Origin of the sequence: Novosphingobium rosa NBRC 15208 (genome assembly GCF_001598555.1) — a bacterium.
Lineage (GTDB): Bacteria > Pseudomonadota > Alphaproteobacteria > Sphingomonadales > Sphingomonadaceae > Novosphingobium > Novosphingobium rosa.
Window position 1 is genome coordinate 1 of record NZ_BCZE01000028.1, and the last position, 15,826, is coordinate 15,826.

The following is a 15,826-nucleotide window of genomic DNA, read 5'->3' on the forward strand; positions in this document are numbered from 1 at the left end:
GTCGATGATGTCGGCGCGGTCGATCACGCGGCGCAGGTCCGGATCGGTATGATAGGCGGCCACCACGCTGCCATTGGCCGAGGTAACGAAACGCGGCAGCGCCAATTCCCCGGCACGCGCTGCGCACACATCGCGCAGCATTATCTCACCCAGCTGCGCGCAGGTGGCATTAACCACCGGCAGGCCGCCGATAGTCTGCGTCGGCGCGATACGCTCTTGTTCCACTGACGCCGGCCCCCGTGTCCTGCATCGCAAGATGGGACGCCGACGTTAAGATATTAGCTCAGTCACCCCCGCCTAACAAGCCGAGGACCAAGGGATTCGGTATAGTACCTATGTAAATAATGGTTAACGTGCCGGAGTGGCACGATCCTGATCCGGCCCTGGCCAAGCCCCCACCCAACGGCGCACAGAGATGATCTTCACCGGCTGAGCCAGCATCTGCCCCTTCATCGGGCCCTCGCCCTTCTCGGGATCGAGCGGCAAATCGTAAATGCGGCGCGCCACATCCATGCCCTTCACCACATGGCCGAAAGCCGCATAGCCCAGCCGGTCATCCTCGCTGTCCGCCTTGGGGTTGGCGTCCAGCCCATCGATGTCCGAGAGCAGAATCGAGAAATCGCCCGTCGCCGTGCCCGGCGCATTGCGGGCCATGCTGATCGCTCCCGCCTTGTGATGCACGCCCGTCACCGTGGTCGGCTCATGCGCGATGGGCGGCAGCACGCGGCGCGGATCCCCCTGCGTGCCCGCCTGAATCAGGCCGCTGGGCTGCGTGCCCCACGGCAGGTGCATCACGCGGTAAAAAATGATGCCGTCGAACCGCTTGCTGACCGCATAGCGCAGGAAATTCAGCGTGGAGATCGGCGCATGCTTGCCGTCCAGCTCCAGCACGATCTCGCCCTCGGTGGTGGTGATGACCGCATGCTCCACATCCTGAAGCTGGATCGCCGGCGGCGGCGCATATTTGGGCAGAGCCGCCGGCATGACGGCTTTGTGCCGCACCGGAGCCGCATAAAGCGGGGTGGTGACCAAAAGGGCGAGAAGGGCGATTCGTTTCAGCATGGCTGAAGAATAGTAAGAGAAAGATGCGAGGGCCATCGCCCTCGCGCTCCCTTTAATGTCTGCGTTGCGCATAGGGTTCGGCCAAGGCGCTTGGTGCGCCGCGCCGCAGGCAATGTTCCCTGCACAGCGCTATAGGTTTTAGAGCCTGCGGCGCTTCAGGTGGAGAGGTTCAGCGCAAGGATCGGGCGCCGCTGCCCTATCGTCGGGAGACGTAAAGGGAGCGCGAGGGCGCCCCAGCTTGTCGCGTGCGACAAGCGCACGCTTATGGCCCTCGCATCTTCCTTTTCACCCTTCCAGCAACCCCCGCGCCACCAGATCCGCCTCCAGAGCCGCCGCCCCGCCGGTGAAATGATGCACATGCCACCCCAGCCGCCGCGCCGTGGCGATGTTGGCCGCGTTGTCGTCCACGAACAGCATCTCCTCCGGCGCATGGCCGAAGCGCTCCGCCGCGTGGTGGAAGATGTCATCGTTGGGCTTCACCATCTTCTCTTCGCCCGAGACGACGATGTCGCGCATATGCCCCAGTTGCGGCATGGTCGGGCGGAAGAGGTCGAAGGCCTCCACGCCGAAATTGGTGATGGCGTAGAGCGGCACAGCGCGCGCCGCCAGCCGGTCGACCAGTTCAGGCGTGCCGGGGATCGGGCCAGGGATGCTTTCCATCCAGCGGGTGGCATAGGCCTCGATCAGCGGGGCTTCGGCTGGATAGAGCGCGCTGCGCTCGGCGACCATCTGGGCGAAGGGCTTGCCGGCGTCATGCTCGAAGTGCCAGTCCTTGGTCACCACATTTTCGAGGAACCAGTCGAGCTTTTCGGGATCGTCGATCAGCTTGGCGTAGAGCAGGCGCAGATCCCAGTCGGTCAACACATGGCCGATGTCGAACACCACCACAGACGGCTGAGTGGCGGGGCTGGGCTGGGGGGTCATGCTGCTGCCTTGGATTCGGGAGAGGAAAGGGGCGCGGCCCAAACGCCGCCAGCCCGCTGTCACCCGGATCGGGGCAACAGCGGGCTGGCAAGCGCATCAGACGGCAAGGGCAGGTAGGTTACCTGCCCATCGCGTTCAGCCCTGGCGGGCCTTGAAGCGACGCTGCGTCTTGTTGATGACATAGGTGCGGCCGCGACGACGGATCACGCGGTTATCGCGATGACGGTCCTTCAACGACTTCAGGCTGTTACGAATCTTCATGGGTCGTCTCTTTGTCGTGGGGCGACCAGTCTTGCTGATTCTGTCCGCCGGAAATTGAAGCCGGGCCGATAAGGGGCGCGGCGGTGGAAGTCAAGGCCGGGAAGGCAATTCCCCGGCCCGGCCAGAGATCAACCCTGCATCAACCCTCGCGAATCTCGGTCAAACGGCGCTCCCAGGCCAGAGCATGCTGCACAATCACATCCAGATCGGCGTAGTGCGGCACCCAGGGAACGGTGGCCTTGATGCGGCTGTTGTCGGAGATCAGCGAATCGGGGTCGCCCGCGCGGCGGCCCTGCAGCACGCGGGTGATCTTCATGTTGGTGACGCGATCCACCGCATCCAGAACGTCCAGCACCGAAAAACCCGTGCCATAGCCGCAGTTCATCGTCAGCGAGCGTTCCGGCTGGTCGATCAGCCCTTCCAGCGCCAGCACATGGGCGTTGGCCAGATCGGACACATGGATATAGTCGCGCACGCCGGTGCCGTCGGGCGTGTCGAAATCGGTGCCGAAGACGCCCACGCTCTCACGCTTGCCCAGCGCGGCTTCCACCGCCACCTTGATAAGGTGCGTGGCGCCCGCTGTGCTCTGCCCGGTGCGGGCTTGCGGATCTGCGCCCGCCACGTTGAAATAACGCAGCGCGCAGAAGTTGAGCGGATGGGCCGCCGCCACGTCCTTGAGCATGATCTCGGTCATCAGCTTGGACATGCCATAGGGGTTGATCGGCTGCTTGGGGCTGTCCTCCGTCACCGGCGAGACCTCAGGGATGCCGTAAGTGGCCGCCGTGGAGCTGAAGATGAAGTGCTTCACCCCGCCCTTCACCGCCGCATCGATCAGCGCGCGGCTCTTGGCGGTGTTGTTGTGATAGTACTTCAGCGGATTTTCGACCGATTCGGGCACGATGATCGATCCGGCGAAATGCATGATCGCCTGGATGCCGCGCTCGGCAAAGATGCGGGCCAGCAGCTCGCCATCCTCGATATCGCCCTGATAGAGCGGCACGCCCTCGGGCACGGCAAAGGTGAAGCCGGTGGTGAGGTTGTCGATCACGCAGACATCCCAGCCCGCATCCTTCAGCGCCAGCACGGCATGGCTGCCGATATAGCCTGCGCCGCCCGTGACCAGCACCGGAACCTTTTTGCTCATATCCATCCCTTTGCATCTACAGGCAGCCGCCGATGCCTGTTCATAGCCCGCCCAAATCTACGGTCCAGCCCTTATGCCGCATTGCGGCAAAATCCTGATCCGGCTTGAATGCATTTCGCAGAATCATGAAGGGTTCATCCTTCAGAAAGCCCCGAAGGCCTAGCGCTGAAAGCGCGACGCAGCGGTTGCGCCACGCAGACTGGCGCTCACGGAGTTTCCTCATGTCCTTTTCCGCCCATCCCACGTTCCGCCTGTCGCTGAGCGCCGCCATGCTGGCCCTGTCGATCGCCGGCACCGCCAGCGCCCAGCCCGGTTGGGGTGGATATGGTGGCGGCTATGGCGGTTATGGGGGCGGTTTCGGCAGCGGCTTTGGCGGCCGCAGCTATGCCAACGCCTCCCCCCGCGATGACCGCGAAGGCAAGCTCGACGCCGAAGGCTTCCCCGCCCCCGACGCCGGTGACCTGCTGGGCAGCGGCCATGTGACCATCACCGCCATGGCCGGCTCGATGGGCGAAGGCCGCGAGGAAGCCACTTTCGAGGCCGCCGTGATCGATCAGCTCGCCAAATCGGGCTATGACACAGTGACGCGTGACCCCAATGGCGGCCAGATCACTGAAATCGGCATCATCCACGACGAACTCGTCCCCGCCGAGCAGAAGCACAGCCCGCTCTCGGGCGAGGCGGCGGTGGGCGTTTCCAACTATGGCTCCGGCTTCGGCGTGGCGCTCAATTACGATGCCAGCAAGCCGCGCGGCGCGCTGATCGAAACCCGGCTGGACCTGCGCATCCGTGACCGCGCCACCGGCAAGCCCCTGTTCGAGGGCCGCGCCCGCATCGCCACGCGCGAGGGCGATTCGCGCTGGACCGACGAAAAGATCGCCAACCGCCTCGCCGCCGCGATCTTCGCCAAATTCCCGCAAAATCCGCATCCGGCGCCGCCCGCAACTGCCCCTGCGCCCGTCCCCGCCCCTGAGGCACCACCCGCCCCTTCGGCGGGATGAACCCCTTCACAGCAGACGGGCCCCGCTCTATCGAGAGCAGCATGACCCAGCCCATCGCGATCGACTCCCATTTCGACTCCGGCAACATCGACCTGCTCCGGCAGAGCGGTGACACGCTGACCCTGGCCATCAATCAGGATCAGGACAGTGACTTTTTCCAGTGGTTCCACTTCCGCGCCACCGGCATTGCGGGGCGCACCATCACGCTGCGCATCACCAACCTTGAGGCCAGCGCCTATCCCGGCGGCTGGCCGCATTACCGCGCCTGCGTCTCGACCGACCGCCGCCTCTGGACCCGCGCCGACACCAGCTACAACCCCGCCGAGGACGGCGGCACGCTGACCATCACCTACAAGGCCGAGGGCAACATCGCCTGGTTCGCCTATTTCACCCCCTATTCGATGGAACGCCACCACGATCTGATCGGCGAGATGGCCGCCCAGCCCGGCTTTTCCTATCGCTGCCTGGGCCACAGCCTCGATGGCCAGTCGATCGACTGCCTCGAAGTGGGCGAAGGCCCGCTAGAGGTCTGGCTTTACGCCCGCCAGCACCCCGGCGAGAGCATGGCCGAGTGGTGGATGGAAGGCGCGCTGGAAGCGCTGGCCGATCCCGCCAACCCCCACGCCCGCCTGCTGCGCCAGCGCTGCCGCTTCCATATCGTGCCCAACGCCAACCCCGATGGCTCGGTGCGCGGCCATCTGCGCACCAATGCGGTGGGCGTGAACCTCAACCGCGAGTGGCACACGCCGACCGCCGAGCGCAGCCCCGAGGTTCTGGCCATCCGCAACGCCATGGACGACACCGGCGTCGATTTCGCCATGGACGTCCACGGCGACGAGGCCATCGCCGCTGTCTTCATGGCCGGCTTCGACGGCATCCCCTCGCTGCGCCCCGGCCAGCAGGCGGGCTATGACCGCTATATCGAGCTGCTCGACCGCCGCACGCCCGATTTCCAGACGCGTCTGGGCTATCCCAAGGCGCCCGCGGGCAAGGCTAATTTGACGATGTCCACCAACCAGCTGGCCGAGCGCTTCGGCGCAGTGTCGATGACGCTGGAAATGCCCTTCAAGGAGCATGAGCCCCTGCCCGATGCGCTGCAGGGCTGGAGCGCGGAACGCTCGATGCGGCTGGGCGAGGATTGCATCGCCGCGCTGGCCGAGTGGGTGCATATGGTGCCGGCTTCGGCTTGAGGTTTTGTAAGTAGGAAGAGAAGATGCGAGGGCCATCGCCCTCGCGCTCCCTTTAATGTCTGCGTTGCGCTTCGGGTTAAGCCAAGGTGCTTAGCTCGCCGCGCCGCAGGCTTTAATTTGCCAGCACAGTCTGTCGATCAAGATAAACTGCCTGCGGCGCCTTAGCTGGCGCAGGTGGAGAGGCGGAGCACACCATTTCGGCGCCACTGCCGTTGCGTCGGGAGACGTCATGGGAGCGCGAGGGGGTAACCCCCTCGCACTTTATCCCTTTTAACGTCCTGAACTCTTGCGAAAACCAAAAAGGTTCAGGCGGCACATCAGCACCGCCTGAACCCCTCAGGCATAGGTTGTCACGGTGCTGCCGAGCGCAGCGGCCACCGGGCTGGAGGCAACAGCATCGGCCACCGTTGTGGTGGTGACGTTGCTGCTGGCCAGTTTGGCGAGCTGAGCTTCGGCAATGGGCTTTCCATCTTGCGACAGACTGATGTTGGTTGCGCCTTGCTGACGCACCACCCCCAGATCCACACGCACCGCGGCGACCGAGGAGGATTGATAATTGACCGGTCCGTCAGCAGTGACGGCATTGACGGCATAGCTCATGCAAGACTCCTTTCGCAGGAGGTCAGAACGGCGCGAAAACCGCGGAATTAAGCGGTTTCAGCCGTAGCGGGCAGTCTGTGACCAAGCCACGCCGAACAGCACAAGTAACGCTACCTAAAAACAGCCTTTTGTGCGGTAACCTTAACTTAGATTGGCGGGGCCGAAGGCATGGGGCAGCAGCTGCGAGAGGCGCAGTTCCACCACGCTGTCTGCGCCAAGACTCCAGACGACAGGGTCGGTGCCGCCCAGCTGCGCGATCTCGTTGAGCACCTGGCGGCAGCGGCCACAGGGCGTGACGGGGGCCGCGCCGGGGCTGGCCGCGCCATCCTCGCCCGGGGCGCCGCCGATCACCGCCACGGCCATCAGCCCGCCGCGCACGCCATCGGCCATGGCTTTCGATACCGCCACCGTCTCGGCGCAGAGGGCGAGGCCATAGGAGGCGTTTTCGACATTGGCGCCGGTCACCACGCTGCCATCGGCAAAGGCCAGCGCCGCGCCGACATGGAACTTCGAATAGGGCGCATAGGCCCGCGCCGAGGCATCGCGCGCGGCGGCGATCAGCGTGGCCTGATCGACAGTCAGGGTGGGATGCTTCTTCATCGTCATTCCTATTGTTGCACCACGACCCAGCGCAGCGGGGTTTCGCCGGCGTTGTTGGCCAGCGCGTGATTGGCCGTCCACATCGCCCAGGGGCGGCCGACATCGGGGGCGAAGCGGTCGCCCTCGACCCAGAGGTTGCGGTCCAGCCCGCGCGCGACGTGATAGCGCGCATCGAAAGCGGCGCTGACCTTCAGGATCGCGGGCTTGCCGGTGTGAGTCTCGATCTGGTTGATGAAGGTCATCAATTCGCTGACCACGGCGGCGTCGGAAACCTTCACCGGGCAATTGTCGGCCACATCGTCCAGCGCCACGGCGGGCGGCAGCATGCGGGCATCGCGCGGCACCACGGTGACGAAATTGGCGGCCTGCTTGTCGGCGGGTTGGCAGGGATCATAGCGGTGCACCGCGCCCACCTGCAGCCCGGCGGCGCGCGCGCCATCCAGATTGTGCACCACATTGGGATCGCGGGCGAAGGCGCTGGCCGAGGCGTCGATATAGGCGAAATCGGCGCCGATGGCCTTCACCGCCGTCCAGTCGATGTCGCCGTCTTCCTGGCCGATCTCCACGCCCTGCACGCCATAGGTGGAGCGCGGCGGCATCCAGTGGCGCATCGACCACCAGCTCCACGCGCCGCCGATCATCGCCAGCAGCACCAGCGCGCCCAGCCAGCGCCACAGCATGCGGCGGCTGAACCAGCCTGTCGACGCCCCATGGCCTGACGGCCGGCGGCCCGCCTTGCGCTGGCGGCCCCTGTTGATGGTCTTCGCCATGATCCTTACGCCCGCAGATGCAACACGCAGACCAGCGTGAACAGGCGCCGGGCGGTGGCGAAATCGGTCTCCACCTTGCCCTCCAGCCGCTCGATCAGCAGGCCGGCGGCTTCATTGTGGGTGGCGCGGCGGGCCATGTCGATGGTCTCGATCTCCTCGGCGGAGACGCGGCGCACGGCCTGGTAATAGCTTTCGCAAATGGCGAAATAGTCGCGGATCGGGCGGCGCAACCGCCCCAGCGCGAGGATGAAGGTTTCCAGCTGCTGCCCGCCTTCGTCAGACAGCTCCATCGCGAGGCGCCCGTCCTCCACCGCCATGCGCAGGCGGTAGGGGCCCTGATGGCCGGCTTCCCACGCGCGCAGGGGCTTGAAGCTGTTCTCCTCGATCAGATCGAAGATGGCCACGCGCCGTTCCTGCTCGATATCGGCGTTGCGCTTGAGGATGCTGGCCTCATCAAGCTCGATATGGCTGATGCGCGGCTGGCCGGTTGGCTGGTCCATAGCCCCAGCCTGTCGCAAATGCGGGGAAGCGCCGCAAGAGGCAAACATCGCGCAATCGGAGCGATCCGCCCCTTGGGGCCCATTGCATCCCCGATATCCACAGGGTCAGGGTCTTACGCCCTTATGGACAGCACCGGCCCACGCGCGCATGAGCATCCGAATGCCCAGCCCTGACACCCTGTTCCCCTTCCCCGCCGCCACCGAGTCGGGCGCCGATTCGCCTGCCAGCCGCGCCATGCCCGCCAACCTCGAGGCCGAGGCCGCCTTCCTGGGCGCCGTGCTGATCGACAACCGCGTGGTGGAGGAGCTCAACACCCCGCTGGCCCCCACCCATTTCTTCGAGCCGGTGCATGGCCGCCTCTATGAGCGCATCCTGCAGCTGCTGGACCGCAAGGCGGTGGTCACTCCCGTCACGCTGCGCCCCTATTTCGAGAGCGACGAGGCGTTGAAGGCGCTGGGCGGCACCGCCTATCTGGCGCGCCTGACCGCTGACGGGCAGGGCCTTGTCGCGCCGCGCGTGCTGGCCGAGCAGATCTACGAACTGGCCATGCTGCGCGAGCTGGTGCGCGTGGGCCGCGAGCTGGTCGACAATGCCATCGACACCTCGCAGGAGATCGAGCCGCTGGCCCAGATCGAACGCGCCGAAGCCGCGCTCTATCAGGTGGCCGAGGGCGCGGGCGGGCAGAGCGAGGCGCAGAGCTTCTCGCAGGCGACGCGCACCGCGATCTTTTCCATTGAAAAAGCGTTCAATTCGGGCGGCCATGTCTCGGGCAAGACCACCGGCATGAGCAGCGTGAACGCCAAGATCGGCGGCCTCCACGATTCCGATCTTATCATCCTGGCCGGGCGCCCGGGCATGGGCAAGACCTCGCTGGTGACCAACATCGCTTTCAACACGGCGGACCGCTATCAGAACGATATGGCGATCGGCATCGCGCCGGAGAAGTCCGTGGGCGCGCCGGTGGCGTTTTTCTCGCTGGAAATGAGCGCCGACCAGCTGGCCACCCGTGTGCTGGCCGAGCAGTCGGGCATTTCCTCGGAAAGCCTGCGCACCGGCAAGATCAGCCGCGAGGATTTCCAGCAGCTCTCCTTCGCCAGCCAGCGTCTGGCGCAATTGCCTTTGTTTATCGACGATACGCCGGGCCTGACCATCGCCGCCCTGCGCGCGCGTGCCCGCCGGTTGAAGCGCCGCCATGACATCGGGCTGGTGATCGTCGACTACCTGCAGCTGCTCTCGGGCACGGGCAAGGCGGGCGACAACCGCGTGAACGAAATCTCCGAGATCAGCCGTGGCCTCAAGCAGCTGGCCAAGGAGCTGCATGTGCCGGTGATCGCCCTCTCGCAGCTCAGCCGTGCGGTGGAGCAGCGTGAGGACAAGCGGCCGCTGCTGTCGGACCTTCGCGAATCGGGCTCGATCGAGCAGGACGCCGATATGGTGTGGTTCGTCTTTCGCGAGGATTACTACCACAAGGCCCGCGAGCCCAAGGAGCCCACCGCCAGCGACCCCATCGCCGTCCACGAGCAGCACAACCAGTGGGCGCAGGAAATGGAGCGCCTGAACGGTCTGGCCGAGCTGATCGTGGCCAAGCAGCGCCATGGTTCCACCGGCAAGGTGCGCCTGCGCTTCGAGGCCCGGATCACCAAGTTCAGCGATCTGGCGCCCGAGGATATGGCCGGTTACGGGCAGGATGACGATGAGTGATGAGACGAATCCTTGACTTTTGGGGCTTCGCTGCCTAGCTGCTCTATTCCCGAGAGATTCTCGCAGCCCTTTTTACGGAGTGCTCCATGGCACGCGTCACCGTCGAAGATTGCGTCGACAAGATTCCCAACCGTTTCGATCTCGTGCTGCTGGCCGCCCAGCGCGCCCGCGAAATCTCGGGCGGCGCCGAGCTGACCCTTGAGCGCGACCGCGACAAGAACCCGGTCGTCGCCCTGCGCGAAATCGCCGAAGAGAACGTCACCCCCAAGGTGCTGAAGGAAGCCCTCGTCACCTCGCTGCAGCGCGTGCTGCCCGATGACGACGATGAGGTGGATGACATCGGCTCGCTCTCGCAGCAGGCCGAAGCGCTGCGCATCACCGCCGCCGCGCCGGTGCGCAACACCTCGCTGGGTGGCGATTACGACGGCTGATTTGCGTTAGCCGCTGTTTTCACAAGACCCCGCCGGGCTTTGGCCTTGGCGGGGTTTTTGTTTGTTTTGCGGGTTTAGATGCGAGGGCCATCGCCCTCGCGCTCCCTTTACTGCCTGCGTTGCGCATCGGGTTCAGCCTTGCGCCCAGCTTGCTGCACCGCAGGCAGTATTCCCCGCCCCGCGCCGATGAAGCAAAAGCCTGCGGCGCCATAGGCCACGCAGGTGGATAGATCGCGCTCAACGACCGTGCACCACTGCCCTTGCACCGGAAGACGTCATGGGAGCGCGAGGGGGTAACCCCCTCGCATTTTCCTTCCTTCAAATCCCCTGAAACGCGAACAAAAGAAAACGCCCCGGAAAACCTCCCGGAGCGCCTTCCCTCGCTGTCCTTGAAAATCAGCTCGCCGAAATCGCCGGAGCCGGGGTCAGCCCACCGATACCGAAGCGCTTGCCCGCCTTGGGCACGCTCACGCCGCGCACGGGGATCGGCTTGGCCGGGCCGCTGGGCGTTTCGGGGCGGTCCAGCTTGCCGGTCTCGATCAGCTCCTTCAGCTCGTCGCCGGTCAGGGTTTCATATTCCAGCAGAGCCTGCGCCATCAGGTGGAGCTTGTCCTCCTGGGTCTTGAGGATGTCCATGGCGCGGGCATAGCCATTGTCGACCAGAGAGCGCACTTCGCTGTCGATCAGCTTGCTGGTCTCGTCGGACATCAGCAAACGCTGCGAGCCGCCCATACCGAGGTAACCCTCCTGCTGGTCCTCATACTGCAGCGGTCCCAGCTTGTCAGACATGCCCCATTTGGTGACCATGTTGCGGGCCAGACCGGTGGCATACTGGATGTCGCCCGAGGCACCCGAAGAGACCTTGTCGTAACCGAAGATGATCTCTTCGGCCACGCGGCCACCCATGGCCACCGACAGGTTGGCGTGCATCTTGTCGCGGTGGTAGGAATAGCTGTCCCGCTCGGGCAGACGCATCACCATGCCCAGCGCACGACCGCGCGGGATGATGGTGGCCTTGTGGATCGGGTCCGAAGCGGGCTCGTTCAGCGAGACCAGCGCGTGGCCGGCCTCGTGATAGGCGGTCATCTTTTTCTCGTCCTCGGTCATGACCATGGAGCGGCGTTCCGCGCCCATCATGACCTTGTCCTTGGCGTCCTCGAACTCCTGCATGGCGACCAGACGCTTGTTGCGGCGGGCGGCCAGCAGCGCGGCCTCATTGACCAGATTGGCCAGATCAGCGCCCGAGAAGCCCGGCGTGCCGCGCGCGATCACGCGGGGCTCGACGTTGGGGGCCAGCGGCACCTTCTTCATATGGACGGCGAGGATCTTCTCGCGGCCCTCGATGTCGGGCACCGGCACCACGACCTGACGGTCGAAACGGCCGGGACGAAGCAGCGCGGGGTCGAGCACGTCGGGGCGGTTGGTGGCGGCGATGATGATGATGCCTTCATTGGCCTCGAAGCCGTCCATCTCGACCAGCAGCTGGTTCAGCGTCTGCTCGCGCTCGTCGTTGCTGTTGCCCAGGCCATGGCCACGATGGCGGCCCACGGCGTCGATTTCGTCGATGAAGACGATGCAGGGCGCGTTCTTCTTGGCCTGCTCGAACATGTCGCGCACGCGGCTGGCGCCGACGCCGACGAACATTTCCACGAAGTCCGAACCCGAGATGGTGAAGAAGGGCACGCCCGCCTCACCCGCGATGGCGCGGGCCAGCAGCGTCTTGCCGGTGCCGGGCGAACCGACCAGCAGCGCGCCCTTGGGGATCTGGCCGCCCAGCTTGGAGAAGCGGCCCGGATCGCGCAGGAACTCCACGATCTCTTCCAGCTCCTCGCGGGCTTCATCGATGCCGGCCACGTCGTCGAAGGTGACGCGGCCCTGCTTTTCGGTCAGCAGCTTGGCCTTGCTCTTGCCGAAGCCCATGGCGCCGCCGCCGCCGCCCTTCTGCACCTGACGCAGCGCGAAGAAGGCCACGCCCAGGATCAGCAGGAAGGGCAGGGCCTGCGCCATGATGTAGAGCAGCAGATTGTGCTCATCATCCGGGGCCTTGCCGGCATATTTCACATTGTGCTGCTGAAGCAGGGGCTGCAGCGACACGTCATTGGGCACGGGGACGGTGGTGAAGCTGTCGCCATTCTTGAAATGGCCGGAAATCCGCTGCTCGCCCACGGCGGCGTCGGCGACGAGATCGTCGGCCACCTTGGCGCGGAATTCGGAATATTGCAGCTGAGTCGCGCCGACGTCGCCGCGCGATCCGAAAAGGGAGACGGCGAAGACCAGCGCCAGGAAAATACCTCCCCAGACCAACAGGTTCTTCATCCAGGGGTTACCATTGGGCTGCTCTTCATTCATCGCGCGGTCCTTTCCAGAAGCTCAATGTAGGAGCCCGGCGCTGAATGACAAGCTAACACGCGCAGCGGATTCGCACAGGATTGCAGAAGCACTGCGGGCGGGAATGCTTAACGCACCCCGCCCGCGTCTTTTTATAGCACGGCACCGGCCCGCTTCCCCGGCCTGGCTACCCATCGCGGTATGCTGTGGGTGGCCGGGCCGGGGGAGCGGGCCGGTGCCGTCTGCGCCTTCGCCGTCAGACGAAGGCGCCACAGATTACTGCCCCGAGGGCGTCGGCCCCAGCTTGGTGTTCAGCACCCAGCCCACATTGTCGTTTTCGTCGGCCACTTCCCACCACAGGCCCTGCTTGTTGCCGGTGGGATAGAGGATCGCGCCGGGCGCCAGGCTGCGCACGGTGGCGCCGGTGGCGGCGGGCGTCTTGCGCATCACCACCGGGGCGATGGCCTGGAAGGTCTTGGCGGGGGTCGCCTCGGCGGTGCCCGTCGCGCCCTGCTGGATGCCGCCCAGCTGGTTGACCAGCTTGGCATAGGCGTCGAGGAAAGCCATGGTCACGATGCGACCGATATCGGTGTTGTCATAGCCGCCGCCGACCAGACCCACCGCGCCGCTGCCGAAGAAGCCGCCGCCACCGCCGCCGAAGCTGATGCTGTTCTTGGCGGCATAGCCCTCGGTGGTGGCGATGGTTTCGGTGGTGCGCACATTGGTGACGGAAAGCACGGTGTTGGCCTCCATCTTGCGGCTGTGGATGCCGCCCAGCACCGCGCCGAAGCCGCCGCCGACCAGACCGCCGAGGCCAGCGCCGATGCGCGAGCCCGAGGCATTGCCATTGGCGGCCTGCACCTCGGCCTGAAGCACGTAATCGGCGGCCTTGATCTGGCCCTGGCCGACATTGGAGCCGCGCTGATGGCCCAGATCGCCCGCGATATCGCGCTCACGCTGGGCGGCCTGCAGGCCCGAGCCGCGGTCGACCAGATTGAAGCAGCCCGAACGCTGCACGATCACCTTGAGCAGCTTCTGCGGCGGGGCCAGATTGTACTGGGTCCAGCCGCGCGCATCGTCGCCGTCGACAATGGAGATGGTGCCCAGCTTGCGCGTGCAATGCGGCACATCGTCCAGCGCCTGACGCTGCGCCTTTTCCGCCTTGGAGGGCGCGGCCTGCGCCAGAGCGACATCGGGCGCCATCAGGGCAAGCGTGGAAACAGCAGCCGAAAAGGCCGTCACGGCGTTCAGGATCTTGTGCATGGAACCCCCGTTGTCGCCGGCCCCGGGGGAGACCGGCCTTAATACTTCGGGGAGCGCTGTGCCAGAAGCTGCACCTAAGAATCAATAAAAATTACATAGAAGGGCTGCGGCTTGTCGCAGAGTTCAAGACCCTATGCGTAATCATCTTGCACGCTTTGCTAAACGGCGCGCGTCAGGCCCCATGCCGCTTGAGGAGGAACACGGCATGTTCGGCGCGCCAATTGGCGGCGGCGGCTCCGGTTAACGCATCGCCTTCCAGAAACCATGCGCCTTCGACGGCAATGCCCCGCGATCCTACGAAATCGCGGAAGTCGGCAACGGTAAGATGGTGAATATTCGGCGTTTCATACCACGCCACCGGCAGCAACCGAGTGACAGGCATGCGCCCGCCCCACAGCAGCGAGAGCCGCACCCGCCAATGCGCGAAATTGGGAAAGCTGACGAAAGCGCGCCGCCCGATGCGCAGCAGTTGCTCCATCACCAGATCGGGGCGCTTGGTGGTCTGCAGCGTCTGCGAGAGGATGGCGTAATCGAAACTGTCGTCGGGGTAGAAGGACAGGTCGGTGTCGGCATCGCCCTGAATCGCGGACAGGCCACGCGCCACGCAGGCCGCGACATTGGCCGGCTCCAGCTCCAGCCCGCGCGCGTCGCAATCGCGTCCGTCGCGCAGGGCCGCCATCAGCGTGCCGTCGCCGCAGCCAACATCGAGCACGCGGGCGCCGGGCGCGACATTCTGGGCGATCACCGCCAGATCGGGGCGCAACACATCGGAAGAACTCATCGCAGCAGAAATCCTTCGATCACCCGGTCGAGCGCGGGCACGTCGAGCAGGAAGCTGTCATGGCCGAAGGGCGCGGACAGCTCCATAAAGGACACCGGGGCCCCCGCCGCATTCAGCGCATGGGCGATGGTCCGCGATTCGCTGGTGGGGTAGAGCCAGTCGGTGTCGAAAGAGACGAGACAGAAGCGCGAATGCACGCCCTTGAAGGCCTCGGCAAGGCGGCCCGGGTGGTCGTCCTCGCCGTGCCCCTCGGCGAGGTCGAAATAGCTCATCGCCTTGGTGATGTAGAGGTAGGAATTGGCATCGAAGCGCCCGGTGAAGCTTTCGCCCTGATAGCGCAGATAGCTCTCCACCTGAAAATCCGCGCCAAAGCCGAAGCTCTTGGCCTGCCCGTTCTGCAGCCGCCGCCCGAATTTCTCCGACAGCGTGGCTTCGGACAGATAGGTGATATGCGCCGCCATCCGCGCCACGGCCAGACCCGCATCGGGGCTTTTGCCAGTGCCATGGTAAGCGCCGCCCTGCCACTCGGGATCGGCCATGATCGCCTGACGGCCCAGCTCCTGAAAGGCGATGTTCTGCACCGGCATCGCCGCCGTGCTGGCCAGCACCAGCACGCGCCTGGCCAGATCGGGCCAGTGCACCGAGAGCGACAGCGCCTGCATCCCGCCCATGCTGCCGCCGATCACGGCATAAAGGTTCTCCACCCCCAGGGCTTTCAGCAGCAGCACATGCGCGCGCACCATATCGCGGATGGTGATGACCGGGAAACGCGGGCCATAGGGCAGGCCATCGGGCGCCAGACTGCCGGGGCCCGTGGTCCCCATGCAACTGCCCAGCACATTGGGGCAGATCACATAGAAACGGTCGGTGTCGATCGGCAGGCCGGGGCCGACCATGCGGCTCCACCAGCCGGGCTTGCCGGTGATGGGATGCGGCGTGGCGAGATGCTGATCTCCGGTGGTGGCGTGGCAGACCAGGATGGCGTTGTCGCGCGCTTCATTGAGCGTGCCATAGGTTTCATAGGCGATGCGCACGCCATGCAGCACCTGCCCGCCGTCCAGCTCCAGCGGCTGGTCGAGGTCATATGTGGCGCCGACTGCGTTAAGGGGGGTCTCGATGGGCAGGATCGCGCTGGTGTCTGACATGATGGCGCACGACTTGGGACTTTGCCCCCGCCCTGTCAATTGCGAGCGTGGCAAAGCTGCGCCGAAGCATTTTCGAGTTGCCCGGCCACGGGCAACGGCTCGGAAAATGCGGCCACGAAAAACA

16 protein-coding genes and 1 pseudogene are annotated in these 15,826 nt (G+C 65.2%); 4 read left to right on the plus strand and 13 right to left on the minus strand.

The features are described from left to right. The 5 genes and pseudogenes from SR3_RS11470 to galE all read right to left on the minus strand — a co-directional run. A pseudogene (locus SR3_RS11470) lies at nt 1-225 on the minus strand (hypothetical protein); the annotation flags it as partial. Nucleotides 226-348: 123 nt separating this feature from the next. Next, nucleotides 349-1,098, minus strand: a complete 750-nt coding sequence (locus SR3_RS11475) for a peptidylprolyl isomerase (RefSeq protein WP_245653874.1) — start codon at nt 1,096-1,098, stop codon at nt 349-351. 249 nt (nt 1,099-1,347) lie between these two features. After that, a complete protein-coding gene (locus tag SR3_RS11480; protein WP_068085581.1) occupies nt 1,348-1,986 on the minus strand; it encodes an HAD family hydrolase in 639 nt (212 codons plus the stop codon). 135 nt (nt 1,987-2,121) lie between these two features. After that, nucleotides 2,122-2,247: a type B 50S ribosomal protein L36 gene (ykgO, locus tag SR3_RS11485; RefSeq protein ID WP_008069451.1), complete on the minus strand. Its 126-nt coding sequence runs from the start codon at nt 2,245-2,247 to the stop codon at nt 2,122-2,124. A gap of 139 nt (nt 2,248-2,386) precedes the next feature. Beyond that, on the minus strand, nt 2,387-3,391 hold the full coding sequence (gene galE / locus SR3_RS11490; protein WP_068085814.1) for a UDP-glucose 4-epimerase GalE: 1,005 nt from the start codon (nt 3,389-3,391) through the stop codon (nt 2,387-2,389). Nucleotides 3,392-3,612: 221 nt separating this feature from the next. Between galE and SR3_RS11495 the strand changes: the two genes are divergently transcribed. Then, a complete protein-coding gene (locus tag SR3_RS11495; protein ID WP_068085582.1) occupies nt 3,613-4,392 on the plus strand; it encodes a DUF4136 domain-containing protein in 780 nt (259 codons plus the stop codon). 41 nt (nt 4,393-4,433) lie between these two features. Next, nucleotides 4,434-5,582: a M14 family metallopeptidase gene (locus tag SR3_RS11500; RefSeq protein WP_068085583.1), complete on the plus strand. Its 1,149-nt coding sequence runs from the start codon at nt 4,434-4,436 to the stop codon at nt 5,580-5,582. Nucleotides 5,583-5,918: 336 nt separating this feature from the next. On the opposite strand, the gene SR3_RS11505 is transcribed toward SR3_RS11500, so the two are convergent. From SR3_RS11505 to SR3_RS11520, 4 genes are all read right to left on the minus strand, one after another. Beyond that, on the minus strand, nt 5,919-6,182 hold the full coding sequence (locus SR3_RS11505) for a hypothetical protein (RefSeq protein WP_068085586.1): 264 nt from the start codon (nt 6,180-6,182) through the stop codon (nt 5,919-5,921). Between the two features lie 141 nt (nt 6,183-6,323). Further along, nucleotides 6,324-6,782 (minus strand): cytidine deaminase, encoded by a 459-nt coding sequence (locus SR3_RS11510; RefSeq protein ID WP_068085815.1) that lies wholly within the window; start codon nt 6,780-6,782, stop codon nt 6,324-6,326. An 8-nt stretch (nt 6,783-6,790) separates the two neighbouring features. Next, nucleotides 6,791-7,552: a glycoside hydrolase family 25 protein gene (locus SR3_RS11515; RefSeq protein WP_068085589.1), complete on the minus strand. Its 762-nt coding sequence runs from the start codon at nt 7,550-7,552 to the stop codon at nt 6,791-6,793. A 5-nt stretch (nt 7,553-7,557) separates the two neighbouring features. Continuing rightward, nucleotides 7,558-8,052 (minus strand): UPF0262 family protein, encoded by a 495-nt coding sequence (locus SR3_RS11520; RefSeq protein WP_068085592.1) that lies wholly within the window; start codon nt 8,050-8,052, stop codon nt 7,558-7,560. Nucleotides 8,053-8,212: 160 nt separating this feature from the next. Between SR3_RS11520 and SR3_RS11525 the strand changes: the two genes are divergently transcribed. Both SR3_RS11525 and rpoZ read left to right on the plus strand, forming a co-directional pair. Further along, a complete protein-coding gene (locus tag SR3_RS11525; RefSeq protein WP_084455437.1) occupies nt 8,213-9,754 on the plus strand; it encodes a replicative DNA helicase in 1,542 nt (513 codons plus the stop codon). A gap of 86 nt (nt 9,755-9,840) precedes the next feature. Beyond that, nucleotides 9,841-10,185, plus strand: a complete 345-nt coding sequence (gene rpoZ, locus SR3_RS11530) for a DNA-directed RNA polymerase subunit omega (protein ID WP_068085599.1) — start codon at nt 9,841-9,843, stop codon at nt 10,183-10,185. A 396-nt stretch (nt 10,186-10,581) separates the two neighbouring features. Here the strand turns inward: rpoZ and ftsH are convergent, their stop codons facing one another. From ftsH to metX, 4 genes are all read right to left on the minus strand, one after another. Beyond that, the gene (gene ftsH, locus SR3_RS11535; protein ID WP_068085602.1) at nt 10,582-12,534 is read right to left on the minus strand and encodes an ATP-dependent zinc metalloprotease FtsH; all 1,953 of its coding nucleotides are present in this window, start codon (nt 12,532-12,534) and stop codon (nt 10,582-10,584) included. 255 nt (nt 12,535-12,789) lie between these two features. After that, nucleotides 12,790-13,776 carry a CsgG/HfaB family protein gene (locus tag SR3_RS11540; protein WP_157098797.1) on the minus strand — a complete coding sequence of 329 codons (987 nt, stop codon included), beginning with the start codon at nt 13,774-13,776 and terminating at the stop codon, nt 12,790-12,792. Between the two features lie 172 nt (nt 13,777-13,948). After that, a complete protein-coding gene (gene metW / locus SR3_RS11545) occupies nt 13,949-14,557 on the minus strand; it encodes a methionine biosynthesis protein MetW (protein ID WP_068085605.1) in 609 nt (202 codons plus the stop codon). Further along, a complete protein-coding gene (metX, locus tag SR3_RS11550) occupies nt 14,554-15,702 on the minus strand; it encodes a homoserine O-acetyltransferase MetX (RefSeq protein ID WP_084455438.1) in 1,149 nt (382 codons plus the stop codon). The genes metW and metX overlap by 4 nt, the downstream gene beginning before the upstream one ends. Nucleotides 15,703-15,826 lie beyond the last annotated feature (124 nt).

Coding starts and splice junctions, on each gene's coding strand:
- galE (WP_068085814.1), bottom strand. CDS start 3,391: ATGAGCAAAAAGGTTCCGGTGCTGGTCACGGGCGGCGCAGGCTATATC.
- SR3_RS11510 (WP_068085815.1), bottom strand. CDS start 6,782: ATGAAGAAGCATCCCACCCTGACTGTCGATCAGGCCACGCTGATCGCC.
- rpoZ (WP_068085599.1), top strand. CDS start 9,841: ATGGCACGCGTCACCGTCGAAGATTGCGTCGACAAGATTCCCAACCGT.
- SR3_RS11505 (WP_068085586.1), bottom strand. CDS start 6,182: ATGAGCTATGCCGTCAATGCCGTCACTGCTGACGGACCGGTCAATTAT.
- SR3_RS11495 (WP_068085582.1), top strand. CDS start 3,613: ATGTCCTTTTCCGCCCATCCCACGTTCCGCCTGTCGCTGAGCGCCGCC.
- SR3_RS11520 (WP_068085592.1), bottom strand. CDS start 8,052: ATGGACCAGCCAACCGGCCAGCCGCGCATCAGCCATATCGAGCTTGAT.
- SR3_RS11475 (WP_245653874.1), bottom strand. CDS start 1,098: ATGGCCCTCGCATCTTTCTCTTACTATTCTTCAGCCATGCTGAAACGA.
- metX (WP_084455438.1), bottom strand. CDS start 15,702: ATGTCAGACACCAGCGCGATCCTGCCCATCGAGACCCCCCTTAACGCA.
- SR3_RS11540 (WP_157098797.1), bottom strand. CDS start 13,776: ATGCACAAGATCCTGAACGCCGTGACGGCCTTTTCGGCTGCTGTTTCC.
- metW (WP_068085605.1), bottom strand. CDS start 14,557: ATGAGTTCTTCCGATGTGTTGCGCCCCGATCTGGCGGTGATCGCCCAG.
- ftsH (WP_068085602.1), bottom strand. CDS start 12,534: ATGAATGAAGAGCAGCCCAATGGTAACCCCTGGATGAAGAACCTGTTG.
- SR3_RS11525 (WP_084455437.1), top strand. CDS start 8,213: ATGCCCAGCCCTGACACCCTGTTCCCCTTCCCCGCCGCCACCGAGTCG.
- SR3_RS11500 (WP_068085583.1), top strand. CDS start 4,434: ATGACCCAGCCCATCGCGATCGACTCCCATTTCGACTCCGGCAACATC.
- SR3_RS11480 (WP_068085581.1), bottom strand. CDS start 1,986: ATGACCCCCCAGCCCAGCCCCGCCACTCAGCCGTCTGTGGTGGTGTTC.
- ykgO (WP_008069451.1), bottom strand. CDS start 2,247: ATGAAGATTCGTAACAGCCTGAAGTCGTTGAAGGACCGTCATCGCGAT.
- SR3_RS11515 (WP_068085589.1), bottom strand. CDS start 7,552: ATGGCGAAGACCATCAACAGGGGCCGCCAGCGCAAGGCGGGCCGCCGG.